The 25,374-nt window shown below is 66.4% G+C and carries 25 protein-coding genes; 12 read left to right on the top strand and 13 right to left on the bottom strand.

Annotation, left to right across the window (positions count from 1 at the left end):
- The first annotated feature begins 569 nt into the window (after nt 1-569).
- The 5 genes from hflK (ACMGT0_RS00805) (at nt 570) to cfaB (ending at nt 7,905) form a co-directional block, all read left to right on the top strand.
- Nucleotides 570-2,531 (top strand): protease modulator HflK, encoded by a 1,962-nt coding sequence (hflK, locus tag ACMGT0_RS00805; protein ID WP_416771113.1) that lies wholly within the window; start codon nt 570-572, stop codon nt 2,529-2,531.
- On the top strand, nt 2,528-3,586 hold the full coding sequence (hflC, locus tag ACMGT0_RS00800) for a protease modulator HflC (RefSeq protein ID WP_416771111.1): 1,059 nt from the start codon (nt 2,528-2,530) through the stop codon (nt 3,584-3,586). Before hflK (ACMGT0_RS00805) ends, hflC begins: the two co-directional genes overlap by 4 nt.
- Nucleotides 3,583-4,641, top strand: a complete 1,059-nt coding sequence (hflK, locus tag ACMGT0_RS00795) for a protease modulator HflK (RefSeq protein ID WP_416771110.1) — start codon at nt 3,583-3,585, stop codon at nt 4,639-4,641. Before hflC ends, hflK (ACMGT0_RS00795) begins: the two co-directional genes overlap by 4 nt.
- Nucleotides 4,638-6,548, top strand: coding sequence for a cation-translocating P-type ATPase (locus tag ACMGT0_RS00790; RefSeq protein ID WP_416771108.1), 1,911 nt, complete (start codon nt 4,638-4,640; stop codon nt 6,546-6,548). The genes hflK (ACMGT0_RS00795) and ACMGT0_RS00790 overlap by 4 nt, the downstream gene beginning before the upstream one ends.
- A 172-nt stretch (nt 6,549-6,720) precedes the next feature.
- Nucleotides 6,721-7,905: a C17 cyclopropane fatty acid synthase CfaB gene (gene cfaB, locus ACMGT0_RS00785; RefSeq protein WP_416771106.1), complete on the top strand. Its 1,185-nt coding sequence runs from the start codon at nt 6,721-6,723 to the stop codon at nt 7,903-7,905.
- A gap of 9 nt (nt 7,906-7,914) precedes the next feature.
- On the opposite strand, the gene ACMGT0_RS00780 is transcribed toward cfaB, so the two are convergent.
- Nucleotides 7,915-8,334, bottom strand: coding sequence for a hypothetical protein (locus tag ACMGT0_RS00780; protein ID WP_054057213.1), 420 nt, complete (start codon nt 8,332-8,334; stop codon nt 7,915-7,917).
- 121 nt (nt 8,335-8,455) lie between these two features.
- The gene (cls, locus tag ACMGT0_RS00775; protein ID WP_054057214.1) at nt 8,456-9,895 is read right to left on the bottom strand and encodes a cardiolipin synthase; all 1,440 of its coding nucleotides are present in this window, start codon (nt 9,893-9,895) and stop codon (nt 8,456-8,458) included.
- Between the two features lie 128 nt (nt 9,896-10,023).
- On the opposite strand from cls, the gene ACMGT0_RS00770 reads away from it, so the two are divergent.
- Nucleotides 10,024-10,539, top strand: coding sequence for a DUF3617 domain-containing protein (locus ACMGT0_RS00770; RefSeq protein WP_054063446.1), 516 nt, complete (start codon nt 10,024-10,026; stop codon nt 10,537-10,539).
- A 113-nt stretch (nt 10,540-10,652) separates the two neighbouring features.
- On the opposite strand, the gene thrS is transcribed toward ACMGT0_RS00770, so the two are convergent.
- From thrS to folE2, 8 genes are read right to left on the bottom strand one after another with little or no spacing between them, the layout of a single operon-like run.
- Nucleotides 10,653-12,545 carry a threonine--tRNA ligase gene (gene thrS / locus ACMGT0_RS00765; RefSeq protein WP_416771103.1) on the bottom strand — a complete coding sequence of 631 codons (1,893 nt, stop codon included), beginning with the start codon at nt 12,543-12,545 and terminating at the stop codon, nt 10,653-10,655.
- 31 nt (nt 12,546-12,576) lie between these two features.
- Nucleotides 12,577-13,914: a dihydroorotase gene (locus ACMGT0_RS00760; protein WP_416771101.1), complete on the bottom strand. Its 1,338-nt coding sequence runs from the start codon at nt 13,912-13,914 to the stop codon at nt 12,577-12,579.
- Nucleotides 13,915-13,916: 2 nt separating this feature from the next.
- On the bottom strand, nt 13,917-14,477 hold the full coding sequence (locus tag ACMGT0_RS00755) for a carbonate dehydratase (protein ID WP_054057218.1): 561 nt from the start codon (nt 14,475-14,477) through the stop codon (nt 13,917-13,919).
- Nucleotides 14,474-14,908 (bottom strand): phosphoribosyl-AMP cyclohydrolase, encoded by a 435-nt coding sequence (gene hisI, locus ACMGT0_RS00750; protein WP_152973052.1) that lies wholly within the window; start codon nt 14,906-14,908, stop codon nt 14,474-14,476. Before hisI ends, ACMGT0_RS00755 begins: the two co-directional genes overlap by 4 nt.
- Entirely contained in the window at nt 14,905-15,792 is an 888-nt protein-coding gene (locus ACMGT0_RS00745) for a metal ABC transporter substrate-binding protein (protein WP_416771098.1), read from the bottom strand. Before ACMGT0_RS00745 ends, hisI begins: the two co-directional genes overlap by 4 nt.
- An 11-nt stretch (nt 15,793-15,803) precedes the next feature.
- On the bottom strand, nt 15,804-16,667 hold the full coding sequence (locus tag ACMGT0_RS00740) for a metal ABC transporter permease (protein ID WP_054063502.1): 864 nt from the start codon (nt 16,665-16,667) through the stop codon (nt 15,804-15,806).
- Between the two features lie 2 nt (nt 16,668-16,669).
- Entirely contained in the window at nt 16,670-17,338 is a 669-nt protein-coding gene (locus tag ACMGT0_RS00735; protein WP_416771096.1) for a metal ABC transporter ATP-binding protein, read from the bottom strand.
- Nucleotides 17,335-18,231 carry a GTP cyclohydrolase FolE2 gene (gene folE2 / locus ACMGT0_RS00730; protein ID WP_054056843.1) on the bottom strand — a complete coding sequence of 299 codons (897 nt, stop codon included), beginning with the start codon at nt 18,229-18,231 and terminating at the stop codon, nt 17,335-17,337. Before folE2 ends, ACMGT0_RS00735 begins: the two co-directional genes overlap by 4 nt.
- Nucleotides 18,232-18,362: 131 nt before the next feature.
- On the opposite strand from folE2, the gene ACMGT0_RS00725 reads away from it, so the two are divergent.
- On the top strand, nt 18,363-19,595 hold the full coding sequence (locus ACMGT0_RS00725) for an N-acetylmuramoyl-L-alanine amidase (protein ID WP_054056838.1): 1,233 nt from the start codon (nt 18,363-18,365) through the stop codon (nt 19,593-19,595).
- Nucleotides 19,596-19,599: 4 nt separating this feature from the next.
- Here the strand turns inward: ACMGT0_RS00725 and ACMGT0_RS00720 are convergent, their stop codons facing one another.
- Nucleotides 19,600-19,977, bottom strand: a complete 378-nt coding sequence (locus ACMGT0_RS00720; protein WP_416771093.1) for a glutamine synthetase — start codon at nt 19,975-19,977, stop codon at nt 19,600-19,602.
- A 123-nt stretch (nt 19,978-20,100) separates the two neighbouring features.
- Here ACMGT0_RS00720 and dksA point away from each other — a divergent pair, with 123 nt between their 5' ends.
- From dksA to ACMGT0_RS00705, 3 genes are read left to right on the top strand one after another with little or no spacing between them, the layout of a single operon-like run.
- On the top strand, nt 20,101-20,505 hold the full coding sequence (gene dksA / locus ACMGT0_RS00715; RefSeq protein ID WP_054056840.1) for an RNA polymerase-binding protein DksA: 405 nt from the start codon (nt 20,101-20,103) through the stop codon (nt 20,503-20,505).
- Between the two features lie 27 nt (nt 20,506-20,532).
- On the top strand, nt 20,533-21,744 hold the full coding sequence (gene zigA, locus ACMGT0_RS00710; protein WP_054063451.1) for a zinc metallochaperone GTPase ZigA: 1,212 nt from the start codon (nt 20,533-20,535) through the stop codon (nt 21,742-21,744).
- A complete protein-coding gene (locus tag ACMGT0_RS00705; RefSeq protein ID WP_054056842.1) occupies nt 21,744-22,394 on the top strand; it encodes a DUF1826 domain-containing protein in 651 nt (216 codons plus the stop codon). Before zigA ends, ACMGT0_RS00705 begins: the two co-directional genes overlap by 1 nt.
- Before the next feature lie 29 nt (nt 22,395-22,423).
- On the opposite strand, the gene ACMGT0_RS00700 is transcribed toward ACMGT0_RS00705, so the two are convergent.
- Nucleotides 22,424-22,780, bottom strand: a complete 357-nt coding sequence (locus ACMGT0_RS00700; RefSeq protein WP_054056844.1) for a hypothetical protein — start codon at nt 22,778-22,780, stop codon at nt 22,424-22,426.
- 35 nt (nt 22,781-22,815) lie between these two features.
- On the opposite strand from ACMGT0_RS00700, the gene ACMGT0_RS00695 reads away from it, so the two are divergent.
- A complete protein-coding gene (locus ACMGT0_RS00695; protein WP_416771091.1) occupies nt 22,816-23,790 on the top strand; it encodes a CobW family GTP-binding protein in 975 nt (324 codons plus the stop codon).
- 105 nt (nt 23,791-23,895) lie between these two features.
- Here the strand turns inward: ACMGT0_RS00695 and ACMGT0_RS00690 are convergent, their stop codons facing one another.
- Nucleotides 23,896-24,300 carry a DUF3301 domain-containing protein gene (locus tag ACMGT0_RS00690; protein WP_054063453.1) on the bottom strand — a complete coding sequence of 135 codons (405 nt, stop codon included), beginning with the start codon at nt 24,298-24,300 and terminating at the stop codon, nt 23,896-23,898.
- 114 nt (nt 24,301-24,414) lie between these two features.
- Between ACMGT0_RS00690 and pdxY the strand changes: the two genes are divergently transcribed.
- Complete coding sequence (pdxY, locus tag ACMGT0_RS00685; RefSeq protein WP_054060273.1) at nt 24,415-25,287, top strand: pyridoxal kinase PdxY; 873 nt, start codon at nt 24,415-24,417, stop codon at nt 25,285-25,287.
- Nucleotides 25,288-25,374 lie beyond the last annotated feature (87 nt).

Genomic DNA, 25,374 nt, shown 5'->3' with positions numbered 1-25,374 from the left:
CTTAACTTTTGGCTCTCCAGCAGGAGTCCTCGGCATGGCGAGCCGGCAGGTAAAGCGCTTACAGTCTTTTAGTGCAAGGTCACCGGAGTTTTCCGATGTTCGGCTTTTAATTGGAATATTTTAAGTTAATGAAAAACATTGTTCGGCTGCTCGGATGTTAGTCACTGGCGATTCGCCAATCAAGTCACTCTCTTGTTGGATTTTGTTACATTGCTCTCGCTATTGATTTATAGGGTCGGTTTTATCTGTAGGACTTATATATTGTTCATGTGAGTAACTTCCCTTTGCTTTTGAGTTTTGGAGTAGTCCGGGTTTTCAGCCTGGTGTTCATCGGGTTCGATAGCGCTTTTGGGTTGGCGGTGTTCGGCAGGTCCGGGTTTGCAGCATCACAACCGGGCCTGCCGGCTGCGCACAAAAAGCGCTCCTGCGAACGAAAAATTCACCCTTTCTGTTATAAGGTAACCAAATATTTCAAGGGGCTCGCGGGTGCGCCGACCTGAGGTCTGCGCCAGGGCTCCGGCTATCCTGATGTGAATGACCTCGGTGATCGAACCGGGTCTGGAGTGGACATGCGAGTGGATCTTGAAGCGTCGCAGGCCGACCTCGAAAGCCTGCCGCGCTTCCAGCGGGCGGGCTTGCAGGCCCGTCAGTTGCAACGCCTGGGCCTCGGCCTGGCGGTGCTGGCGCTCAGTGGCCTGGTGCTGGGCTTCTTCGTCGGGCTGTTTGCGCCGGCGTCGATCTGGCCGAGCCTGCTGAACAACAACGCCGCGGCCTTGCTGGTGCTGGTCGCGGCGTTGCAGTCGGCTGCCGGTGTGGCGCGTTGGCGCGAGCAGGCGAGGGCGCCTGCCGTGGTCGAGCCCGGCGTGGCGTCCGCGCTGCAGGTGGCAGAAGCACTGGGCGCCTACGAGCGTCTGCTCGCCCGCCTGGACAGCCTGTGGCGCAACGCCCTGGCGCAGATCGGTGCGACGACGCTATGGCTGGGCGGTTGGGCCTTGCTGGCGCTGGTGAGCGTCGAGCAGACCTGGAACCTGACGCTGGCCGGCGCGAGCCTGGGGCTGAGCGGCTCCGTGGCGGCGAGCCTGGGCCTGTTGCTGGCATTTGCCCTCTTGGTGCTGGAGCGCCAGTTGGCCCAGGCCCATGCCGCCGAATGGCCGGAAGCCGAGGCCCTGGCGCAGTTCGTTCGGGTGGCGATCGGCGTGCAGGTGGTCAGTGCCCTGTGCCTGTTGTTCAGCGGGCCGCAGAACCTCTGGCCGGCTCGCCTGCTCAGCCTGATCGGCCTGTTGCCGGCACTGGTGGCGGCGGAATTGTTGCTGCGGGCGCTGTTGTCGTTGTTCAGCCCGCGGCGCGACAGCCTGGAGCCTCGCCTGGTGGCGACCAGCTTCATCGCCGGCCTGCTGCGCTGGCCGCCGCAACCGTTGCTGGCGCTGCAGGATGAACTGCACAACCGCTTCGGCATCGACCTGCGTCAGATCTGGGCCTTCAGCTACATGCGCCGGGCATTCGCACCGGTGCTGCTGGTGGTGCTGGCGGTCGGCTGGCTGTTGAGCGGGGTCAGCGAAGTGCCGCTGCAGGGGCGTGGTATCTACGAACGTTTCGGCAAACCGGTGGACGTCTTCGGCCCCGGCCTGCATGTCGGCCTGCCCTGGCCGCTGGGCCGGGTGCTGGCGGTGGAGAATGGCGTGGTCCACGAGTTGGCCACCAGCGTCGAGGCGGCGGCCTCTGCCGTACCCGACCCCGCCGAGGGTGAGGCGCCGGCCAGCGCCAACCGGCTGTGGGACGCCAGCCACGTGAACGAGAAGTCCCAGGTGATCGCCAGCAGCAGCGGCGACCGGCAGGGCTTCCAGGTGGTCAACATGGACGTGCGCTTCGTCTACCGCATCGGCTTGAGCGACCAGGCTGCGCTGGCCGCCACCTACAACAGCGCCGATGTGCCGACCTTGATCCGCAGCACCGCCAGCCGGGTGCTGGTCCATGATTTCGCCGCGCGGACTCTCGATGGTCTGCTGGGCGAACAGCGCACGGCGCTGGCCGAGGATATCGGCCGTGCGGTACAGGCCGACCTGCAACGCCTGGACAGTGGCGTGGAAATCCTCGCCACGGTGGTCGAGGCGATTCATCCGCCAGCGGGTGCGGCGAACGCCTATCACGCGGTGCAGGCGGCACAGATCAGCGCCCGGGCGCTGATTTCCCGCGAGCGTGGCGCCGCCAGCGAACAGGCCAACCAGGCGCAGTTGCAGGCCAGCATTGTCGAGGACCAGGCCCGGGCCAGCGCCCACGAAGTACAGGCCGGCGCCCGCGCGGCAGACCTGCGTTTCAGCGCCGAGCGCCAGGCCTATGCCCAGGCCGGCCAGGCTTTCGTGCTGGAGCAGTACCTGGCGCAACTGAGCCAGGGGCTGGGCAAGGCGAAGCTATGGCTGCTCGACCACCGCCTGGGCGGCAACAGCGCCCCCACCATCGATCTGCGTTCATTCACGCTGCCGGCCGACCCCATGCCTGCGCGTAAAGCCGTCCAGCCAGGAGTCACCCCTTGAGCCTGTCCCACTCCCATTGTGCCGATCATCACGATCACGGCGGCCACGAGCACGCCGGTCATCATCACCCTCATCACGGGCACGATCACCACCACGGCGATGCGGGCAGCGGCGGGCCATTTCCATGGCGGCGCATGGGCTGGGCGCTGCTGCTGATCCTGTTCGCGGTCGCGGCGGCGAGCCTGGTGCAGGTGCGCTCCGGCGAGGCCACGGTAATCACCCGTTTCGGCAACCCGTCGCGGGTGCTGCTCGAACCGGGCCTCGGCTGGCGCTGGCCGGCGCCGTTCGAGGCGGCGATTCCGGTCGACCTGCGCCTGCGTACCACCTCCAGCGGCCTGCAGGATGTCGGCACCCGTGATGGCCTGCGCATCATCATCCAGGCCTATGTGGCCTGGCAGGTCCAGGGCGATCCGCAGAACGTCGAGCGCTTCATGCGCGCCGTGCAGAACCAGCCGGACGAAGCCGCGCGGCAGATCCGCACCTTCGTCGGATCGGCGCTGGAAACCACCGCCGCCAGCTTCGACCTGTCGAGCCTGGTCAACACCGATGCCCGCCAGGTACGGATCGCCGATTTCGAGGCGCAACTGCGTCAGCAGATCGACCAGCAATTGCTCTCGACTTACGGCGTGCGGGTCCTGCAGGTCGGCATCGAGCGCCTGACGCTGCCTTCGGTGACGCTCTCGGCCACCGTCGACCGCATGCGCGCCGAACGGGAAACCATCGCCACCGAACGTACCGCGATCGGCAAGCGCGAGGCCGCGCAGATCCGCTCCGCCGCTGAACGCGATGCACGCATCCTGCAGGCCGATGCCACGGTCAAGGCCGCCGACATCGAGGCACAGTCGCGGGTCGAGGCGGCGCAGATCTATGGCCGGGCCTATGCCGGCTCGCCGCAGTTGTACAACCTGCTGCGTTCGCTGGACACCCTCGGCACTATCGTCACCCCGGGAACCAGGCTGATCCTGCGCACCGATGCGGCGCCGTTCCGGGTGCTGGTCGACGGGCCGCCGACCGCCGTCGACAAGCATGATGGCAAGACCGGGGCGCAGCCATGAGTGAATACCCGGAACCCTCACGGGGCCTGGACAGCCCGTGGCTCCAGGCCGGTCGCCTGGCGTTTCTCGGCCTCTATGCGGTGACGGTGCTGGCGGCACTGGCCTGGGCCTTTTCCAACGTGCGGCAGATCGACCCGCAGGAGCGCGCGGTGGTCCTGCGCCTGGGGGCCCTGGAGCGTATCCAGAATGCCGGCTTGCTGCTGGCCTGGCCGCGGCCCTTCGAGCAGGTGGTGATCCTGCCGGCGGCGGACCGGGTGATCGAGCGGCGCGTCGAAGGGCTGCTGCGCTCCGATGCGGCGCTGCAGGCCGACCGCCAGGCCACCCTGGCGACGCCGATCAATGACGCGCTGGCCGGCTCCGGCTACCTGCTGACCGGCGATGCCGGTGTGGTGCAGCTGGATGTACGGGTGTTCTACAAGGTCACCGATCCCTATGCCTTCGTGCTCCAGGCCGGGCACGTGCTGCCGGCCCTCGACCGGATCGTCACCCGCAGTGCAGTGGCCCTGACCGCGGCGCGGGACCTGGACACCATACTGGTCGCGCGCCCCGAACTGATCGGCAGCGACAGTCAGGCCGCCGAACGCCGCGAGCGCCTGCGCGGCGACTTGCTGCAAGGGGTCAACCGGCGCCTGGCCGAACTGGCGGCGAGCGGGCAGGGGATTGGCGTCGAGGTGGCGCGGGTCGACGTCCAGTCGAGCCTGCCGGGCCCGGCGGTGAATGCCTTCAATGCGGTACTGACCGCCAGCCAGCAGGCCGACAAGGCCGTGGCCAATGCCCGTAACGAAGCGGCCAAGCTCGGCCAGTCGGCGACCCAGGAGGCCGACCGCCTGGTGCAGGTCGCCAAGGCCCAGGCCAGCGAACGCCTGGCCAGGGCCCAGGCCGATACGGCCACGGTGGCGAGCCTGGGCAAGGCGCAGCAGGACGGCAGCGACCCGGGCCTGTTGTTGCGCCTGTACCGCGAGCGTATGCCGAAGATTCTCCAGCAGGCCGGGTCGGTGACCACGGTCGACCCTCGGGACGATTCCCGCCTGATCATCCAGGGAGCAGAGCAATGAGTGCATCGACCACGGCCCATCCGCCGGCCAGCCTGCTGAGCCGCGCCGAACAGCGCAGCGCGGCCCGCCAACTGCTGCTGGCGATGCTCGCCCTCGGCCTGCTCGGGCTAGGCCTGCTGTGGCGCTGGCTGGCGCCGGGGCAGGTCGGGGTGAGCCAGTTGTTGCTCGGTTTTGCCTCGATCCTGGTGGCGGTGCCGGTGATGCGCTCGGCCTGGTACAGCCTGCGCTATCCGAGTCTGCACGGCATCACCGACCAGTTGATCGCCCTGGCGATGCTCGGCGCCTGGGCCACCGGCGACCTGCTGACCGCCGCCCTGCTGCCGATCATCATGATCTTCGGCCACGTGCTCGAAGAGCGCAGCGTCATCGGCTCCCAGGAGGCCATCGGCGCCCTCGGCCGGCTGACCCGCAGCCACGCGCGGCAGGTACAGGCCGATGGCAGTGTGCTTGAGGTGGACAACGCCAGCCTCAAGGCCGGCGACCAGGTGGAGGTCCGGGCCGGCGACCGGGTACCGGCCGACGGCGTGGTGCTGTCCGGCCAGGCGAGCCTCGATACCGCGCCGATCACCGGCGAGTCGGTGCCGCTGGAGGCGAGTGCCGGGGTGCAGGTGTTCGGCGGGGCGATCAACCTCGATGGGCTGCTGCGCATCGAGGTGACCCGCACCGGCCATGAGTCGACCCTGGGCAAGGTGATCGCGCTGATGCAGAGCGCCGAACGGGCCAAGCCGCCGATCACCCGCCTGCTGGAGCGCTATGCCGGCAGCTATCTGGTGCTGGTGCTGATGATCGCCGCAGTCACCTGGTTCATCACCAACGACGCCCAGGCGATGCTCGCCGTGCTGGTGGCAGCCTGCCCCTGCGCGCTGGTGCTGTCGGCACCGGCCACGGCGATTGCCGGCATCGCCGTGGCGGCGCGGCACGGCATCCTGATCCGCAGCTCGGCGTTTCTCGAGGAACTGGCCGACCTGACCTCGCTGGTGGTGGACAAGACCGGCACCCTGACCTACGGCAGCCTGCGCCTGCAGTCGCTGCAGACCGCAGTGACGGACCGCGAGCCGATGCTGCGCCTGGCGGCGAGCCTCGGTTCGGCCAGCAGCCACCCGGTCAGCCGGGCACTGGCGGGGCTGGCGCAGCCGGCCGAGCATGTGGCCTTGAGTGACGTGCACGAGCGCCAGGGGTTGGGTATCGTCGCCAGCACCGCCCACGGCCAGGCGGCGCTGGGCCGGCCGGAGCTGTTCAGCCAGTTGGCGATCGCCACCACGCCGGTACCCGAGCACGACGGGCCGATTGCCGGCCTGGCCCTGGAGGGTGAATTTCTCGCCTGGCTCTTGCTGGCCGACAGCACCAAGCCCGAGGCCCGACACGCCCTGGGTGAGCTGCGTGAGCTGGGCCTGGGCCGGCAATTGCTGCTGACCGGTGACCGCCAGAGCGTGGCCGACCGCCTGGCGCGGGAGGTCGGCATCAGCGATGTCGCCGCCCAGGCGCTGCCCGAGGACAAGCTCCAGCGGGTGCTCGGCGAGATCGACAGCGGCTTCCGACCGATGGTGGTGGGCGACGGCATCAACGACTCGCTGGCGCTCAAGGCCGGGGTGGTCGGGGTGGCGATGGGCGCGGGCGGCGCGGACATCGCCCTGGCCTCGGCGGACGTGGTGCTGATCGGCAGTGACCTGCGCCGCCTGGGCACCTGCGTACGCCTGAGCCGGCAGTGCCGCCGGACCTTGCAGGTCAACGTGGTGATCGGCCTGGGCTGGACCCTGGCGATCGTCGCGGCGGCGGCTTTCGGCTGGCTGGGCGTGGCGGGAGCGATGATCGCGGCGCTGTTGCACAACCTCAGCACCCTGCTGGTGCTGGGCAATGCCGGGCGGCTGCTGCGCTTCCAGGAGCCGTTGCTCAAGCTTCCCGAGTAAATGGGGATAAAGCGGTGCCCATGCGGGCTATTCGCGGGCAAGCCCAAGCGCCCTCCCACTGCGGTGACAGCAGGCGAACATCATGAATCGGGTCTATCATCCCGATAGCCTGACAGTTCCCGGTAATGCGCTACCCTTTAATCAGACTTCTGAAACAAGGGGGGGACCACTCATGCTCGCGCAACTTCCACCGGCCTTACAGAATCTTCAGCTACCGCTGCGTCTGAAACTCTGGGACGGCCATCAATTCGATCTCGGGCCGCATCCCAGCATCACCATCACCGTGAAGGACCCGCAACTGGTCGCGCAATTCAGCCATCCGACGCTGGACCTGCTCGGCAGTGCGTTCGTCGAGGGCAAGCTGGAACTCGAAGGTCCGGTCAGCGAAGTGGTACGGGTCTGCGACGAGCTGAGCCAGGCGCTGCTGGAGGACGAAGGGGACGGTCCGGCACAGCGCCACTCCCACGACAAGGAAACCGACGCGGCTTCGATTTCCTACCACTACGACCTCTCCAATGCGTTCTATCAGCTCTGGCTGGATCGCGACATGGTCTATTCCTGCGCCTATTTCGAGCGCGACGATGCCAGCCTGGAGGAGGCCCAGCAGGCCAAGTTCCGTCACCTGTGCCGCAAGCTGCGCCTGCAACCGGGCGAGTACCTGCTGGATGTCGGCTGTGGCTGGGGCGGCCTGGCGCGCTTCGCCGCCCGGGAGTTCGGGGTCAAGGTGTTCGGCATCACCCTGAGCAAGGAACAGTTGGCGCTGGCCCGGGAGCGGGTGATCGCCGAGGGCCTGCAGGACAAGGTCGACCTGCAGTTGCTCGACTATCGCGACCTGCCGCAGGACGGTCGGTTCGACAAGGTGGTCAGTGTCGGCATGTTCGAGCATGTCGGCCATGCCAACCTGCAGCAGTACAGCAATATCCTGTTCGGCGCGGTGCGCGAGGGCGGCCTGGTGATGAACCATGGCATCACTGCCCGCCATGTAGACGGCCGCCCGGTCGGGCGCGGTGCTGGCGATTTCATCGACCGCTACGTATTTCCCAATGGCGAGCTGCCGCACCTGTCGATGATCTCGGCGTTCGTCAGCGAGGCCGGGCTGGAAGTGGTCGACGTGGAGAGCCTGCGCCTGCACTACGCCAAAACCCTGAGCATCTGGAGCCAGCGCCTGGAGGGCAACCTGGAGGCGGCTGGCAAGCTGGTGCCGGACAAGGCCCTGCGGATCTGGCGGCTGTACCTGGCCGGCTGCGCCTACGCCTTCGAGAAGGGCTGGATCAACCTGCACCAGATCCTCGCGGTGAAACCGTTGGCCGACGGCGGCCACGACCTGCCCTGGACCCGTGGCGACCTCTATCGCTGACTGCCCGTCTTACCACTTGAGCGGGCGCGGGTCGGCTACCGGGTTGCTCTCCAACCGGTAGCGGCCATGTTGGCGGGGAATATCCTGGTCCGAGGGCAGCAGGGCCTGTTGCTCGAAGGTGCCGGTTTCCCGGTCGAAACTCAGGTCATGCTGGGCGACGTTGCCGTACCAGTCGCTGGAGGGTAGCGAGATATAGCTGATGGCGTAGCGCAGGTCGTCGAAGCTGCCCCTCACCACATAGACGCCGTAGTGTTCTTCGCCCGGCGAGACGATCTTGTAGAGGCCGTTGTCGTAGTAGTACAGGGCGGCCTCCTCGAAGGGTTTGTCCTTGTAGAGCACCTGATAGTGCAGGTGATGGACATGGCTGGGCTTGCCGAATTCGACGGTGATCGACGGTGGGGTGCTGGAACTGCCAGATGTGAACTTCATCGTGGGGCCTCCGGGGGATTGCTCGGCGAAACCCCCAGCTTAAAAGACCCTCGCTGTCGATCGCAGGGCCGGGCCGGCCTTTCGGAACGGTCCTACGGTTATCTGAAAATAGTCCTTCCTGTTACAGAATCGGCGAAATCAGCCGGGCGATGCGCATGCCCAGTTGCTGCAGGCGGTGGGTTTCCCGGCTGTCCTCGTGGGTGACTTCGCGGGCCAGGTCGAAGTCCTTCAGCAGCATGTTTTCCACCTCGCCGGCGAAGGCCGGGTCGACGGTCAGCAGCATCAGTTCGAAATTCAGCCGGAACGAGCGGTTGTCCAGGTTGGCGCTGCCGATGGCGCTGATCTCGTTGTCCACCAGTACCACCTTCTGGTGCAGGAACCCCGGGCCATAGCGGAATACCCGGACCCCGGCGCGCACGGCTTCGAAGGCATAGAGGCTGGAGGCGGCGTAGACGATCCGGTGGTCGGGCCGCGAGGGCAGCAGCAGGCGCACGTCGACGCCGCGCAGGGCCGCCAGGCGCAGTGCGGCGAACACCGCTTCATCGGGGATGAAGTACGGGCTGGTGATCCATACCCGCTCGCGGGCGGCGTGGATCGCCTCGACGAAAAACAGCGAGCAGGTCTCGAACGGGTCGGCCGGACCGCTGGCGAGCAACTGGCAGAGGACGCCGTCGTCGGGGTAGGTGTCCGGCAGGATCAGCGGCGGCAGCTGGCGCGCGGCCCAGAACCAGTCTTCGGCGAACGACTCCTGCAGGCAGGCCACCACCGGGCCGCTGACCTGCACATGGGTGTCGCGCCAGGGCGACAGCGGCGGCCTGGCCCCCAGGTATTCATCGCCGACGTTGTGCCCGCCGACGAAGCCGACCACGCCGTCGACCACCACCACCTTGCGGTGGTTGCGAAAGTTCACCTGGAAGCGGTTGAGCCAGCCGCTGCGGGTGGCGAAGGCTTTCACCCGCACGCCGCCGTCGCGCAGGCTGTCGGCATAGCCGTGGGGCAGGGCGTGGCTGCCGATGCCGTCATAGAGCAGGTAGACCTCGACGCCCTCGGCAGCCTTTTTTTGCAGCAGGCTGTGCAGGCGTCGGCCGAGCCGATCGTCGTGGATGATGAAGAACTGCACCAGCACGGCATGCCGGGCCTGCTCGATGGCCTGGAAGATCGCCTCGAAGGTGGCCTCGCCGTTGACCAGCAAGCGCACCTGGTTGTTGGCCAGGCACGGCATGCGGCCGAGCTTGGGCATCGCCCGCAATGCCGCGTAGGCTTGGGAGTTGCGGGCGGCCAGGGCCTCCTCGACCCAGGGCCGCCAGTTCAGGTCGGCGATGGCCTTGCGCATTTCCACGTTGGCCTGGCGCCGGGCCTTGATGTAGGCATCGAAGGTGCTGCGGCCGAAGACCAGGTAGGGAATCAGCGTGAGGTAGGGAATGAATACCAGCGACAGCGCCCAGGCGATCGAGCCCTGGGCGGTGCGTACGGTCAGCACGGCGTGAATGGCCGCGATACTGCCCAGCGTGTGAATCAGCGCTATCAGATAGCCGAAGACATGGGGGCCAAAAAAATCCATGAGGTCCTGATCCTGAATCCGTACCGTCTAACAGACCATGTTCCGGCGCGATTGTCGCTATTTAATTCATCACGCAACCCAAGCATGATTCTGGCGTCTAAGCAGGACCTTTCTTCAGGAGCTATACGATGAACCTTCGTCTGCCGGGGCTGGCCCTCGCCTGTGCCTTCGTGATTCCCGTGGCCCAGGCGCAAGTGCTGCAGCCCGGTCTGTGGGAACTGACCTCCAGCAATGTGCAGGTCGAGAACCAGTCGCTGGATGTGAACATGCTGCTGGGCGTGCTCAAGCAGAACACCACGCCGGAGCAGCGTGCCGCCCTGGAAAAACAGGGTATCAACCTGGGCGGGCAGGGCGTGCGGGTGTGCCTGACGCCGCAGCAGGTGGCTTCCGAGGCGATTCCGCTGACCGATCCGCAGTCCGGCTGCCAGCAGCAGGTCACCGAACGCAAGGGGCCGGACTGGAAGTTCCGCTTCAGCTGTCCGAAGGCCCAGGGTGCGGGCACGGCGCATTTTGTCAGTGATCGCGAGTTCACCACCAAGGTCAGCGGCACGTTCAATGCCACCGGCATCCAGCAGAATGGCAGCATGGACACCAAGGCGGTCTGGCTGGGGCAGGATTGCGGGGCGGTGAAGCCGCGGTCCTGATGAAAGAGCGGCCTGCGGTGGGTTGCAGGAGCGGGGCTTGCCCGCGAAGCTTTTGGCGACCTTGAGGACGCATTCGCGGGCAAGCCTCGCTCCTACAGGTAGAGGGGGGGTCCTCAGGTGTCGAGGCGTTGCAGCAACGCCTCGACCGTCATCGTCCCCAGGTCCTCTCCCGCCCGGCTGCGCACGCTGACCAGCCCCGCGGCCTTTTCCTTCTCGCCGACCACCAGCAGGTAGGGCACCTTCTGCAGGCTGTGTTCGCGAATCTTGTAGCCGATCTTCTCGTTGCGCAGGTCCGCCACCGCTCGCCAGCCATGGGCCTTGAGCCGCTGGACGGCCTCCCGGGCATAGTCGGCCTGGCCCTCGCTGATGTTCAGCACCACCGCCTGGCAGGGCGAAAGCCACAGTGGCAGGGCACCGCTGTAGTGCTCGACAAGGATGCCGATGAAGCGCTCCAGCGAACCGAACAGCGCCCGGTGCAGCATCACCGGCCGCTGGCGCTCGCCGTTCTCGTCGATGTAGCCGATATCGAAACGCTCCGGCAGGTTGAGGTCGACCTGCAGGGTCCCGCACTGCCAGTCGCGGCCGATGGCATCGCGTAGCACGAACTCCAGCTTCGGCCCGTAGAAGGCGCCTTCGCCGGGGTTGATCCGGTAGTCGATGCCCATCCGGCCCAGGGCGCCGAGCAGCGCGCCTTCCAACCGGTCCCAGGTCTCGTCGCTGCCGATGCGGTTGAGCGGGCGGGTGGAGAGTTTCACCAGCACGTCGCTGAAGCCGAACTCGCGGTAGATATCGAACACCAGGGCGATCGCCGTTTCGCACTCATCCTGCATCTGCTCCGGGGTGCAGAAAATGTGCGCATCGTCCTGGGTGAAGTGGCGCACCCGCAACAGCCCGTGCAGGGCGCCGGACGGCTCGTAGCGATGGACCTTGCCGAACTCGGCGATGCGCAATGGCAGGTCGCGATAGCTCTTGAGGCCATGGCCGAAGATCGACACCGCACCCGGGCAGTTCATCGGCTTGAGGGCGAACACCCGCTCGTCCTCGGTACTGGTGGTGAACATGTGATCGCGGTAGTTCTGCCAGTGCCCGGAGGTTTCCCACAGGCCGCGGTCCATCACGTCCGGGGTGTTCACCTCGACGTAGCCGGCCTGCTCCTGGCGCTGGCGCATGTAGCCGATCAGTTGCTGGAACAGCGTCCAGCCCTTGGCATGCCAGAACACCGAACCCGGTGCGCACTCGTCGAAGTGAAACAGGTCCAGTTGCGCGCCGAGCTTGCGATGATCGCGCTTGCCGGCTTCTTCCAGGCGGGTGAGGTAGGCCTTGAGGTCCCGGGCGTTGGCCCAGCAGGTGCCGTAGATCCGCTGCAGCGGAGCGTTGTTGGCGTCGCCGCGCCAGTAGGCCCCGGCCACCTTGGTCAGTTTGAACGCCTGCAGGATGCCGGTCGACGGCACGTGCGGGCCGCGGCACAGGTCCTCGAAATCGCCCTGGCGGTACAGCGACAAGGTTTCGTCTTCGGGGATGGCACGGATCAGCTCGGCCTTGTAGTGCTCGCCCAGGTTCTCGAAATATTCGATGGCTTCGTCACGCGGCAGGGTACGACGACGTACCGAATGATTGGTCGCGGCCAGGGCCTGCATCCGCTCCTCGATCAGTTCCAGGTCCTGGGGCGTGAAGGGGCGTTCGTAGGCGAAGTCGTAGAAGAAGCCGTTCTCGATCACCGGGCCGATGGTGACCTGGGCCGAGGGGTAGAGCTGCTTGACCGCCATGGCCAGCAGGTGCGCGCAGGAATGACGGAGGATCTGCAGGCCTTCGTCGTCGCGCGGGGTGACGATGCTCACTGCCGCGTCCTGCTCGATGAGGGTGTCGCAGTCGACCAGCACGCCGTCGATCCGCCCGGCCACCGCTGCCCGGGCCAGGCCGACGCCGATGCTGGCGGCCACTTCGAAGACCGACAGCGGCTGGTCGTACTCGCGTTGCGAGCCATCGGGGAGGGTGATGCGGATCATTGCTGGGGGCCTCGGTCGATCTGGAAGGGTATTAGCGGAGAAACTGCAGGGGCAGGCCCTGACAGCCGTCATGAAGTCGGCCGGCATGCCAGGCGACCTGCCCGGAAACCACGGTGGTGTGCACGTGGTGGCGGAAGCTGTGCTCGATGAAGGGGGTCCAGCCACATTCGTAGAGGATCGGTTCACCGGCGACCGGCCGCGGCTGCGGCTGGCGATTGAGCAGGACCAGGTCGGCCCAGTAGCCCTCGCGCAGGTAGCCGCGCTCGGCGATGGCGAACAGGTCGGCGACCCGGTGGCTGGTCTTGTCCACCAGGGTGGTCAGTGGCAGCACCTTGTCCGCCACCAGTTCCATCAGCGCTGGCAGAGCGTGCTGCACCAGCGGCAGGCCGGAGGGCGCTTCCTCGTAGGGCCGCTGCTTTTCTTCCCAGGTGTGCGGCGCGTGATCGCTGCCGATCACGTCCAGGCGGTTGCTCAACAGCGCCTTGCGCAAGGCATCGCGGTCCGACTGCTGCTTGATCGCCGGGTTGCACTTGATCCGGTTACCCAGGCGCGGGTAGTCGCGATCGTCGAACAGCAGGTGATGCAGGCAGACTTCGGCGGTGATGCGTTTTTCGCCCAGCGGCTTGTTCTCGAACAGCTCCAGTTCGCGCTCGGTGGTCAGGTGCAGCACGTGCAGGCGGGTGCCGTGCTTCCTGGCCAGTTCCACCGCCAGCGACGAGGAGCGGTAGCAGGCGTCGGCATTGCGGATCAGCGGATGGGCGGCCGGCGGGATCATGCCGCCCAGCAGTTCCTTGAGGTTCTTCAGGCGCGTGTCGACGGTCGGCGTGTGTTCGCAATGGGCCAGCAGAAGGGTCGGTACCTCGGCGAACAGCCGTTCGAGGATGTGCGGGTCATCCACCAGCAGGTTGCCGGTGGACGCGCCCATGAACACCTTGACCCCGGCGACCTGGCGCGGGTCGAGGGCCGCCACGGTGTCGAGGTTGTCGTGGCTGACGCCGAAGTGGAAGCCGTAGTTGGCCACCGAGGCGTTCGCCGCCCGGCGCTGCTTGTCGGCGAGGGCGTCGAGGGTCAGGGTCGCCGGGCGGGTGTTGGGCATGTCCATGTAGCTGGTGATGCCGCCGGCCACCGCCGCCCGCGATTCGCTGTAAATGGTGCCCTTGGCCGGTGCTCCCGGGTCGCGGAAGTGCACCTGGTCGTCGATCATCCCCGGCAGCAGCCAGTCACCATTCGCGTCGATTTCCACGTCGGCGCTGGCGTTGCCGATCTCGGCGGCGATGGAGTCGATGCGGCCGTTGATCACCCGGACATCGGCGTCGAACTGACGGCCCTCGTTGACCACGCGGGCATTGCGGATCAGCAGGCTGCTCATGCTCAGAACTCGTTCTGCAGGGCCTTGTAGCCCCGGACCAGGTCGACGTTGGTGCGCGCCACGTCCTCGGAGAACTCCGAGGCGCTGACGCTGACCGGTGGGAACTGCGACAGGTCGGTATGGGGGCCGATGCGGGTGGTGGAGGGCACGTAGAAGCCGGGTGGCAGGTCGCGGCCGTCGACCACCGAGTTGTGTCGGACCACGCTGCCGTCGCCGACCGCGCAGTTGAACAGCACGCTGTTGAACCCGATGAATACCCGGTTGCCGACCGTGCAGGGGCCGTGGACGATCGAGCGGTGGGCGATGGAACTGAACTCGCCGATGGTCACCGCCGCGCCGGACTTGGAGTGGATCACCACGCCATCCTGGATGTTGGAGTTGGCGCCGATGATGATCGGGTCCATCTCGCCGTGTTCGTTGACTTCATCGGCGCGGATCACCGCGTAGGGGCCGACGAAGACGTTGTCACCGATCACCACCTTGCCGCAGATGATCGCGGTCTTGTCCACGTAGGCGGATTCGGCGATCACCGGCAGGTCGCCGGAAGGGTTCTTGCGGATCATGGGGAGGTCTCCTGAGGGGCGCTGATGATCTCCACCGCGCCGTCGCGGATGGCGTTGTAGAAACAGTTGGGACGGCCGGTATGGCAGGCCGGGCCCTGTTGCTCGACCCGCAGCAGGACCGCATCGCCGTCGCAGTCGAGGCGGGCCTCGACCAGGCGCTGGCGGTGCCCGGAGCTTTCGCCCTTGCGCCACAACTGCTGGCGCGAGCGCGACCAGTAGCAGACCTGGCCGCGTTCGAGGGTTTCGGCCAGGGCCTGGCGGTTCATCCAGGCCAGCATCAGCACTTCGCCCGTGTCGTGTTGCTGGGCGATGGCGGCGATCAGGCCGTCGGCGTTCCACGGCAGGGCGTCGAGCACGGCCGTGAGGGGCCAGCGGCTGCCCGCGGCGGCGCGCTCCAGAGCGAGCATCGACAGGGGCGGCCGGGCGGTCACTTGCTCAGTGCCGCGTGCAGGGTGTTCATGTTGTATTCGAACAGGCCAATGAAGGTGCTGGCCGGGCCTTCGGCAGCGAGGGCGTCGGAGTACAGGGTGCCGCCGATCTTCGCGCCGCTTTCGTCGGCGATCTGCTGGAGCAGGCGGGTGTCCTTGATGTTCTCCATGAATACCGCGGTGACCTTGTCCTTGCGGATCTGCCGGATCAGCTCGGCAACTTCGGCGGCCGACGGCTCACGCTCGGTGGACAGGCCCTGGGGCGCCATGAACTGGATGCCATAGGCCTGGCCGAGGTAGCCGAAGGCGTCATGGGAGGTGACGATGCGGCGGTTGCCGGCCGGCAGGTTGCCGAGCTTGACCTTGGCCTCGGCCAGCAGGCGATAGATCTGCTTCAGGTACGCCTGGCTGTTGCGGGTGTAGTCGTCCTTGTGCGCGGGGTCGACCTGGATCAGCGCCTTGGTGATGTTGTTCACGTACAGCTCGACGTTCGCCAGGTTGTGCCAGGCGTGCGGGTCGGGAACGGTCTGGCCGTCCTCTTCCATGGTGTGCGAGAGCACGCCCTTGCTGGCGGTGACCACCGGGGCCTTGGTCTCGGTGCTGGTCACCAGGCGGTCAAGCCAGGGTTCGAACTCCAGGCCGTTCTTGACGATCAGTTTGGCCTTGAGCAGCGCCTGGGCATCATCCGGGGTCGGCTCGTAGGTGTGGGCGTCGGCGTCCGGGCCGACCATCGCGGAAACCTGGATATGGTCGCCGCCGATCTGCTGGGTGATGTCCCGCAGGATACTGAAGCTGGCGACCACCGGCAGCTTCTCCGCCGCCTGGGCGCTGGACAACTGCAACGACAGGGCCAGCACGGAGCTGAACAGAACGAGTAACGCACGCATCGGGTGACACCTCATTGGGATGGCAGGGGTGGGCGGCGCAGCAGACCGTGCACCGGACCGAAGACCACGGAGAACAGGTACAGGCAGCCGGCGACCAGCACGATGGCCGGGCCGCTGGGTTGCGAGCAGTAGAACGACAGCAGCAGGCCGGCGGCGACCGAGACGCAGCCGAGCAGCGCGGCGATCAGCATCAGCACTGGCAGGCGACGGCTCCAGAAGCGCGAGGCGATCGCCGGCAGCATCATCAGGCCGACCACCATCAGGGCGCCGATGGCCTGGAAACCGATCACCAGGTTGAGCACCACCAGGGTCAGGAACACACCGTGGGCCAGCGGGCCGAGGCGGCTGACGGTCTGCAGGAACAGCGGGTCGAGGGTGTCGAGCATCAGCGGCCGGTAGATCGCCGCCAGCAGCACCAGGCTGATGCCGCAGACCCAGAGCATGCCGGTGAGGGTCGGCCCGTCCACCGCCAGTGCCGAGCCGAACAGCAGGTGCAAGAGGTCCAGGCGCTTGCCGGCGATGCCGAGCAGCAGCACGCCACTGGCCAGCGAGATCGGATAGATCGCCGCCAGGCTGGCGTCTTCGCGCAGGCCGGTGCGCCGGGTGATCCAGGCCGACAGGCCGGCCATGCCCATGCCCGCACCGAGGCCGCCGAGGGTCAGTGCCGGCAGGCTCAGGCCGGCGATCCAGAAGCCGACGGCGGCGCCGGGCAGGATGCCGTGGGCCACCGCGTCACCGATCAGGCTCATGCGTCGCAGGATCAGGAACACCCCCAGCGGCGCGGTGCTGCAGGCCAGGACCAGGCCGCCGAGCAGGGCCCGGCGCATGAACACGAAATCGTGGAACGGCTGCCACAGGTGCTGGGCGAACATCAGCATCAGGCCACCTGTGTGATCGGTTGTTGCACGATCAGCTCGCGACTCGGGGCCAGTACGCAGCCGCTGTGCTTGATGCGCAAGGCGTCGGGGATGTGCTGGCGCACGGCGGCGAGGTCATGGCAGACCACTACCAGCGTACGCCCCGCCGCGTGCCAGGCGTGGATGTGTTTCCACAGCAGTGCCTGGCCTTCCTCGTCGAGGGCGGCGTGGGGTTCGTCGAGCAACAGCAGCGGCGCTTCGGCCAGGCTCAGGCGGGCCAGCAGAGCGCGTTGCAACTGGCCGCCGGACATGGCCATCAGCGGCCGCTGTTCCAGGCCTTCGAGGTCCCAGTCGGCGATCACCGCCTGCAGGCGTTCGTTGCGTTGCTGCGGGCTCAGCTTGATGCCCCACAGGCCGGCGACCACCAGTTCCTGCAGGTTGATCGGGAACTGCCGGTCGAGGTGCTGCTGTTGCGGCAGGAACGACAGGCCTCCGCGGCGTGGAACATCCAACTGCACCTTGCCGGCCAGGGGCTTCTGCAAACCGGCGAAGACTTTCAGCAGGCTGCTCTTGCCGGTACCGTTGGCACCGATGACCGCGGTGAGGCTACCGGCGGCCAGTTCGAAATCCACCGCGGGGGTCAGTGGCTGGCCGGGTGGGCCCCAGCGCAGGCCTTGGCAGCGGATCATGCCGACCTCCAGTTCCACCCGCTCTCGGCCACGGCGTCGTGGGCGTGCAGGCTTTCAGCGTGAACCACCCGCAGGTGGAAACCCTGCACCGCGTCTGCACGCTTGAGCGCCAGGTTCAGGCGGCGTGCCGCGTCTTCGCAGAACATCAGGTTCTGCCCGTTGGCGAGGGCGAAGGCCTGCTCGTCGGCGCGCTTCACCGCAGTCTGCACGGCGGTGCCCAGTGAGGCCTCGGCATCATTGATCAGGGCTTCGAAGGGAAACCGATACGTTTTTTCATCAAGTCGGATTTGCAGGTGTGCAATGCTGCGCTGGCTATGGGGTGTGGCGACGATGCCTTGGGTACTGCCGAGCCAGTTGAGGACCTTGCCGTGTTCCAGCGGCTGGTTGGCGAAGTCCTGGTTGAACTGTTGCTGGATCAGTTGTCGGGCGAGGGCGGCCGAGCAGGGGCAGGTGGAGGAGTAGGCCACGTCAATTTTCAGTTCCACGTGGAACACTCCGCTTTTCAGCTCGGCTAACACACTGACGGGATAGGCTTTCCAGCCGGCCAGCGGGCTGACCAGCGCCGGGCGCTTGAGCAGCAGATCGGTGTGGATGCGCAGGTAGGCGTTACTGGACAGCCCGTCATGGCTGTCGAGGAATTGCTGCAGCACCGCGTGGACCCGTGCCGGTGTCAGTTCTTCCTGTTGCAGGCGCTCCAGGGCCAGGTACAGCCGGGACATGTGAATACCCCGCGCTTCGCCGTCATCGAGGCTGACGCCGGCGTCGGCGCTGGCGCTGAGGCGTTGGCCGTCGAGGGTGATGGGCAGAGCAATGCCGCACATGCCCACCCACTCAAGGGGCAGGGCTTGCCGGGATGACTGCGCGGCGATATCCGGCAGCGTCAACGCATTCATGAGCAGGTCCATCGTTGGAAATAAAATGTCATGTTATATTATAACAATTGATTCGACGATGCCTTTTTTCGCCAGGGCTCTACACAGCCATATCGAGCAGGGACGCTCCCTCAATTTGTGGTTATCGGTTCATGCATAGACGTCAATTGCTCAACTTCCTGCTGGCCAGTGCGGCCTTCATCCCGCTTGGCGTGTCGGCGGCGCAGATCCGCAACGCCCGGCTCTGGCGCTCCGGCGACAAGCTGCGACTGGTGCTCGATCTCAGTGGCCCGGTGCAGTACAAGACGTTTTCCCTGACCGCGCCCGAGCGGCTGATCATCGACCTGAGCGGGGCAAAGCTGACGGGCGACTTCAGCCAACTGGCCCTGAAGAACACGGTGATCCGCTCGATCCGCTCGGGACATTTCGGCCAGGGCGACACGCGGATCGTCCTCGACCTGGCCAACCCGGTGCAGTTGAACAGCTTCCTGCTGCCGCCCGGGGAGGGGCAGGGCCACCGGCTGGTGCTCGACCTGGCCAGCAACGCCAGCGCCGCCGCACCGCCCCAGACTCTGGCCGCGGCAGCCGTCGCGCCCCAGGCCAGGCATGAACCGACGCCGGGCAAGGCTCACCCCAGGCGCGACATCATGGTGGTGGTCGACCCCGGGCACGGCGGCAAGGACCCGGGCGCGGTGGGCTCCAAGGGGCAGCGCGAGAAGGACGTGGTGCTGTCCATCGCCCAGCTTCTGGCCAAGCGGCTCAAGCGTGAAAAGGGCTTCGATGTTCGCCTGGTACGCAACGACGATTTCTTCGTGCCGTTGCGCAAGCGCGTGGAGTTCTCCCGCAAGCACAACGCCGACATGTTCATCTCGGTGCACGCCGATGCGGCGCCGCGGATCACCGCGTCGGGGGCGTCGGTGTACTGCCTGTCCGAAGGCGGCGCGACCTCGACCACCGCGCGCTTCATGGCCCAGCGCGAGAACGGTGCCGACCTGATCGGTGCGCAGAGCCTGCTCAACCTCAAGGACAAGGACCCGATGCTGGCCGGGGTGATCCTCGACATGTCGATGAACGCGACCATCGCCGCCAGCCTGCAACTGGGGCATACCGTGCTCGGCAGCCTGGAGAACATCACCACCCTGCACCAGAAGCGCGTGGAGCAGGCCGGCTTCGCGGTGCTCAAGTCACCGGACGTGCCGTCGATCCTGGTCGAGACCGGCTTCATTTCCAACGTCCGCGACAGCCAGCGGCTGGTCACCGCGCGGCACCAGCAGGCGATTGCCGACGGGCTGTTCCAGGGCCTGAAAACCTACTTCGAGAAGAACCCGCCGCAGGACAGCTACATCGCCTGGCGCCAGCAGCAGGCAAACGAAGTGCTGGTCTAGTGGCCTAGCAGCCCACCAACCGATCACAGGTGAACTTCTTGCTCTGCCCGCCGGAACTGGAGAAGCGGTTCACCGTGGTCCACCCCACCCGCCGGCTGTAGCCGACCCAGGCCTCGCCATCCGAGGCAATGCCGGTGAAGAAGGTCAGTTGTCCGTAGCGGCTGCTGGTCTGCGCCCAGTAGCGCTTGCCGGTCACTTCGAACCCCTGCAGGTAGATCGTCTTGCCCACCGTGGCGACGCCATAGGCGTTGCCGGCGGCGTCCTTGCACGCCAGCAGGGTGGCGCTGCGGGTGCAGTTGGCCAGTGGGCCGGGCACCTGGGCCCCGGCGCCGGTGGCGCAGAGCAGCAGGCTCAGCAACGGGTATTTCAGGGCGGCGCGCATCGGCATTCTCAAGAGAGGGTTGGCTCCAGCATCAACCCCTTCGTCGCCAGCGGCAAGTGGGGATTGGCTAAAATGTATTGTTATAATATAACATTAAGCAAATTCCCCGACGGCGACCTCTCCATGACCGAAGACGAACTGCTCGCCCAGCCCGAGGCGGACTACATGAACGATGCACAGCAGGCGTTCTTCCGTGAGTTGCTGCTCCAGCAACGGCGTGAGCTGCAGGAGCGCATCAGCGGCGAGTTCGTCGTGCTGCGCGAGCACGAGCCTAGCAGCGATCCGGCGGACATCGGCAGTGCCGAGGAACAGCGCCAATGGCAACTGCGCCTGCTGGAGCGGGAGAAGAAGCTGCTCGACAAGATCGACCAGGCCCTCGAGGCCCTGGCCCGTGGCGAATACGGCTGGTGCCGCGAGACCGGTGAACCGATCGGTCTCAAGCGCCTGCTGCTGCGGCCCACTGCCACCCTGTGCATCGAAGCCAAGGAACGTGAAGAGCTGCGCGAGCGCCACAAACGGGCGCTCTGAGCCGGCCAACCTGATGAGGAACCAACCATGACCCAACGTCTTCCCGTGACCGTGCTGTCGGGCTTTCTCGGCGCCGGCAAGAGCACCCTGCTCAACCATGTACTGCGCAACCGCGAAAACCTGCGGGTAGCGGTGATCGTCAACGACATGAGCGAAATCAATATCGACGGCAGCGAGGTTCAGCGTGACGTCAGCCTCAATCGCGCCGAGGAAAAACTGGTGGAGATGAGCAACGGTTGCATCTGCTGCACCTTGCGCGAGGACCTGCTGGAGGAGGTCGGCCGGCTCGCTCGCGACGGGCGCTTCGACTACCTGCTGATCGAGTCCACCGGTATCTCCGAACCGTTGCCGGTGGCCGAAACCTTCACCTTCCGCGACGAGACCGGACAGAGCCTGGCCGACATCGCCCGCCTCGACACCATGGTCACGGTGGTCGACGGCATGAACTTCCTGCTCGACTACCAGGCGGCGGAAAGCCTGGCCTCCCGCGGCGAAACCCTCGGCGAGGACGACGAGCGCTCGATCACCGACCTGCTGATCGAGCAGGTCGAGTTCGCCGACGTGATTCTGATCAGCAAGATCGATCTGATCTCCAGCCAGGAGCGCGAAGAACTGATGGCGATCCTCGCGCGCCTGAATGCCCAGGCCGAGATCATCCCGATGGTGATGGGCGAAGTGCCCCTGGCGAAGATCCTCAACACCGGCCGCTTCGACTTCGAGCGCGCCTCCCAGGCTCCGGGCTGGCTGCAGGAACTGCGCGGCGAGCATGTGCCGGAAACCGAGGAATACGGCATCGCCTCGACCGCCTACCGGGCGCGGCGGCCGTTCCACCCCGAGCGCTTCTTCGACTTCATCAACCGGCCCTGGGTGAACGGCAGGCTGCTGCGTTCCAAGGGTTTCTTCTGGCTGGCGAGCAAGTACCAGGAAGCCGGCAGCTGGTCCCAGGCCGGTGGCCTGATGCGCCATGGTTTCGCCGGGCGCTGGTGGCGCTTCGTACCGAAACAGCACTGGCCGCAGGACGAGGAAAGCCTCGCGGCGATCATGCAGAACTGGATGGCGGCCACCGGCGATTGCCGCCAGGAACTGGTGTTCATCGGTCAGGGTATCGATTTTGCGCAACTGACGGCCGACCTGGACGGCTGCCTGCTCAGCGACGACGAAATGGCCCTGGGGGTCGAGGGTTGGCGGCTGCTGCACGACCCGTTCGGACCGTGGCACGACGAAGAGGCGGCTGCCTGATGCTGGCGCCGCGCTTGCAGGCGCAACCGTCGATCCGCCAGGTCGAGGGCGAGGCCCCGACCGTGCTTGGCGAGATTCTTCAGGATGGGGTCAACCTGGCACTCTGGCAGCGCCGCCTACCCAGCCATATCGCCGATTTTGCGCACTTGCTGCTGTCGTTGGGCGAGCCGCTGGCGCAGGCGCTGAGCCTGGAGATGCCGGACGACGAGTCCAGGCCGAACCTGCACGGGCTGGCCTCGGGGTTCAGTGACCTGGAGGGTTACGAGGGCTTCATCAGCGACGTGTCCTGGCTGGTCGGCGCCTATGCCTGCCTGCTCGGCGCGCGGCGGATCGGCCTGCGCCTGCGGGTGCTGGACAAGGCGATGTGCCCGCGGTTTCACGTCGACCATGTGCCGGTGAGGTTGATCACCACCTACGCGGGTTTGGGCAGCCAGTGGCTGGCGGAAGGGGCGATGGATCGGCGGCAGTTGGGCAGTCCGGTGGCGGAGCCGATGGAGGCCGGGTCGATTCGGCAGATGGACAGCGGCGCGGTGGCCTTGTTGAAGGGCGAACGCTGGCATGGCAATGAAGGGTTCGGGTTGGTGCATCGTTCGCCGCAGGTGGCGGCGGGGGAGCGCCGGTTGATCCTCACGCTGGACTGGCTGGCTTGAGTTCAGGCGCCGCACAGCTTCAGGTGTGCTCAGGGCACCTGCCACTGCCCGGCACTCTGGCCTTCGCAGAACGGCTTGAGATACGCGGCATCCGTTGCCACACCGTAATAGTGAATATTCTGCCGGTAGGGCATATTGGCAACCTGGGCGTTGCGGCAGACACCGAATGAGCCGCCCGGGCACTGCTCGACGTATTCGACCTCGACCTTTTGGCCCGCCAGGCTCGGCTGGCAGAAACCGTCGTTGAACAGCTTGGCCGGGATATTCACGTTCTCCTGGCAGACCTTCACGTCGAGCCGTTCGCCCTGGCTGTGGACCACACAGGCTTGCGCCAGGACCTGACTCGACCCCAGCGCCGCCAGCAGCGTCAGGCCAATCGACCGCATCATTCACCCACCCCTTCAGGCATATCGGCCCGCTTATGTTGCAGAACATTCCCACGCATGTCATCGCCGGTCCCCTCGGTGCCGGCAAGACCAGCCTGATTCGTCAGTTGCTGGCGCAAAAACCGCCAGGCGAGCGCTGGGCCGTGCTGATCAACGAGTTCGGCCAGATCGGCCTGGATGCCGCGCTGCTGACCCGGGCCGACGATGGTATCGCACTGGGCGAGGTGGCTGGCGGCTGCGTGTGCTGCGTCAACGGCGCACCGTTCCAGATCGGCCTCGGCCGGCTGCTGCGCAAGGCGCGCCCCGACCGCCTGTTCATCGAGCCTTCCGGTCTCGGTCATCCGGCGCAGATTCTGCGGCAACTGGGCGCGGCGCCGTGGCGCGGGGTACTGGCCTTGCAGCCGTGCGTGATGGTGCTGGACGCACCGGCCCTGGCGGCGGGCCAACCGTTGCCGGCGTCGCAGCAGGAGGCCTTGGCGTGGGCCGGGCTGCTGCTGTTGAACAAGTCGCAAGGGCTGGATGAGGCCGCGCGCGCGCACGTGCTGGCGCGTTTGCCGGAGCGTCCGCTGCGCTGGACCGAGCAGGGTGTATTGGCGCTGGACGAGTTGCTGGCCCTGGAGTCGCCAGGCCTGGATGAATCGGCCACGCCGGGTGTGCTGCCCACGGCACCGGCGAGCGTGACGCTGCCGGCGATCTGGACCGACCCGAGCCAACCGATCTGCCAGGAGCATGCCGGGGAGGGCAACTGGAGCATCGGCTGGCGCTGGCACCCGAGCCAGCAACTGGACCCGGAACGCATTCGTGAGTGGTTGGCCACTCTGGACTGGCGGCGGGCCAAGCTGGTTATCCACAGCCCGGCTGGCTGGGTGTCGGGCAATGCTGTGGATAACTCGTCGCTGGCCTGGCAGCCCAGCGCTTGGCGCAAGGACTCGCGGCTTGAGCTGATCTTCAGTCAGCCCCAGGACATCGAGCCGCTGAAAGCCGGCATGCAGGCCTGCCGGCTGGGCTAGCCTGTTCGCCTTCGGCCCGGGGCTTCGCCGGGCTGCGCTGCCATTCCTGGCAGGCCCCTGAACTGGAATGCAGGCATGCGCATCGGCCGTACAGGCCCCAGCCGCTCAGTGACGCGACTGGCTGTGGTCCTTGGGATGATCCTGGCGCCATTGGCTCAGTTCGATGATCTCGGCCGTCGGCTGTTCGGCCCTGGCTTCGAACGGGTAGGGCGGCAGATCGATCTGCGCGCTGTGGGCGCCGAACTGGGTGATGGTGCCGACGTGGCGCTGCTCGCCGGTGACGGTGAACTCGAAGTGGTAGATCCGCGCCAGGCGCCGTCGGCCGTTGGCATCACGGACGATACCGATACGCTTGAGGGCCACGGCACCGTCGAGCAGTTCCAGGTCAAGCCTGGCGCAATGCTGCTTGACCCGCTCCAGCGCCCGTTCGCGCAGGCCATGGTTGTGCCAGAGCCAGGCAGCGCCGGTGGCCAGCAACATCAGCACGAACATATTTCCCAGGGTCAGCATGAATGCCACTCCATCAAGTTGAGAGCAGCTTAACTGGCTCGCCGGTCTGTCGTACAGGCTCTGTTTAGTCGCATACTGCGTGGCTCGAATCTTTTTGTCTTGCTGGAATTCGGAATGAAACGCACTCCTCATCTGCTTGCCATTCAGTCCCACGTGGTTTTCGGTCATGCCGGCAATGGTGCGGCGGTTTTCCCCATGCAGCGGGTCGGGGTGAATGTCTGGCCGTTGAACACCGTACAGTTCTCCAACCACACCCAGTACGGCCAGTGGGCCGGCGAAGTGTTGGCGCCGCAGCGGATCCCGGAACTGGTGGAAGGTATTGCCGCCATCGGCGAGCTGGGCAACTGCGACGCGGTGCTGTCCGGCTACCTGGGCAGCGCGGCACAGGGGCGGGCGATCCTCAGCGGCGTGGCGCGGATCAAGGCGGCCAACCCCAAGGCGCTGTACCTGTGCGATCCGGTGATGGGCCATCCGGAGAAGGGCTGCAGCGTGCCGGTGGAGGTCAGCGACTTCCTGCTGCAGGAGGCGGTGGCGCAGGCCGATATCCTCTGCCCCAACCAGTTGGAGCTGGACAGCTTCTGCGGCCGCTCGCCCCAGTCGCTGTTCGATTGCCTGGCAATGGCCCGCAGCCTGCTGACGCGGGGGCCGCAGGTGGTGCTGGTCAAGCACCTGGCCTATCCGGGCAAGCCCGAGGACAGCTTCGAGATGCTGCTGGTGACCGCCGAAGGCAGCTGGCACCTGCGCCGTCCGCTGCTGGCGTTCCCGCGCCAGCCGGTGGGCGTCGGCGACCTGACTTCAGGGCTGTTCCTGGCCCGGGTGCTGCTGGGTGACAGCCTGCTGGCGGCCTTCGAGTTCACCGCGTCGGCGGTGCACGAAGTGCTGCTGGAAACCCAGGCCTGCGCCAGCTACGAGCTGGAACTGGTGCGGGCCCAGGATCGCATCGCCCATCCGCGGGTGCGCTTCGAGGCGTTGCCGATCAGCCTGTGATCTCCGGGCCCACTCCATGTACCCGTGTGGGAGCGGGCTTGCCCGCGAATAGGCCCTCAAGTCTCGCGCCGCTTGAACGGACGCCTT

This window comes from Pseudomonas sp. RHF3.3-3 (genome assembly GCF_048069595.1).
GTDB lineage: Bacteria > Pseudomonadota > Gammaproteobacteria > Pseudomonadales > Pseudomonadaceae > Aquipseudomonas > Aquipseudomonas fuscovaginae_B.
The sequence above is the reverse complement of the archived record's forward strand: the minus strand, read 5'-3'. Positions and strand labels throughout refer to the sequence as shown.

Bases quoted from the DNA above. Each gene is read 5' to 3' on its own strand.
- hflK (WP_416771113.1), top strand. From the start codon at position 570: ATGCGAGTGGATCTTGAAGCGTCGCAGGCCGACCTCGAAAGCCTGCCG.
- hflK (WP_416771110.1), top strand. From the start codon at position 3,583: ATGAGTGAATACCCGGAACCCTCACGGGGCCTGGACAGCCCGTGGCTC.
- ACMGT0_RS00790 (WP_416771108.1), top strand. From the start codon at position 4,638: ATGAGTGCATCGACCACGGCCCATCCGCCGGCCAGCCTGCTGAGCCGC.
- cfaB (WP_416771106.1), top strand. From the start codon at position 6,721: ATGCTCGCGCAACTTCCACCGGCCTTACAGAATCTTCAGCTACCGCTG.
- ACMGT0_RS00780 (WP_054057213.1), bottom strand. From the start codon at position 8,334: ATGAAGTTCACATCTGGCAGTTCCAGCACCCCACCGTCGATCACCGTC.
- cls (WP_054057214.1), bottom strand. From the start codon at position 9,895: ATGGATTTTTTTGGCCCCCATGTCTTCGGCTATCTGATAGCGCTGATT.
- ACMGT0_RS00770 (WP_054063446.1), top strand. From the start codon at position 10,024: ATGAACCTTCGTCTGCCGGGGCTGGCCCTCGCCTGTGCCTTCGTGATT.
- thrS (WP_416771103.1), bottom strand. From the start codon at position 12,545: ATGATCCGCATCACCCTCCCCGATGGCTCGCAACGCGAGTACGACCAG.
- ACMGT0_RS00760 (WP_416771101.1), bottom strand. From the start codon at position 13,914: ATGAGCAGCCTGCTGATCCGCAATGCCCGCGTGGTCAACGAGGGCCGT.
- ACMGT0_RS00755 (WP_054057218.1), bottom strand. From the start codon at position 14,477: ATGATCCGCAAGAACCCTTCCGGCGACCTGCCGGTGATCGCCGAATCC.
- ACMGT0_RS00745 (WP_416771098.1), bottom strand. From the start codon at position 15,792: ATGCGTGCGTTACTCGTTCTGTTCAGCTCCGTGCTGGCCCTGTCGTTG.
- ACMGT0_RS00735 (WP_416771096.1), bottom strand. From the start codon at position 17,338: ATGATCCGCTGCCAAGGCCTGCGCTGGGGCCCACCCGGCCAGCCACTG.
- folE2 (WP_054056843.1), bottom strand. From the start codon at position 18,231: ATGAATGCGTTGACGCTGCCGGATATCGCCGCGCAGTCATCCCGGCAA.
- ACMGT0_RS00725 (WP_054056838.1), top strand. From the start codon at position 18,363: ATGCATAGACGTCAATTGCTCAACTTCCTGCTGGCCAGTGCGGCCTTC.
- ACMGT0_RS00720 (WP_416771093.1), bottom strand. From the start codon at position 19,977: ATGCGCGCCGCCCTGAAATACCCGTTGCTGAGCCTGCTGCTCTGCGCC.
- dksA (WP_054056840.1), top strand. From the start codon at position 20,101: ATGACCGAAGACGAACTGCTCGCCCAGCCCGAGGCGGACTACATGAAC.
- zigA (WP_054063451.1), top strand. From the start codon at position 20,533: ATGACCCAACGTCTTCCCGTGACCGTGCTGTCGGGCTTTCTCGGCGCC.
- ACMGT0_RS00705 (WP_054056842.1), top strand. From the start codon at position 21,744: ATGCTGGCGCCGCGCTTGCAGGCGCAACCGTCGATCCGCCAGGTCGAG.
- ACMGT0_RS00700 (WP_054056844.1), bottom strand. From the start codon at position 22,780: ATGCGGTCGATTGGCCTGACGCTGCTGGCGGCGCTGGGGTCGAGTCAG.
- ACMGT0_RS00695 (WP_416771091.1), top strand. From the start codon at position 22,816: ATGTTGCAGAACATTCCCACGCATGTCATCGCCGGTCCCCTCGGTGCC.
- ACMGT0_RS00690 (WP_054063453.1), bottom strand. From the start codon at position 24,300: ATGCTGACCCTGGGAAATATGTTCGTGCTGATGTTGCTGGCCACCGGC.
- pdxY (WP_054060273.1), top strand. From the start codon at position 24,415: ATGAAACGCACTCCTCATCTGCTTGCCATTCAGTCCCACGTGGTTTTC.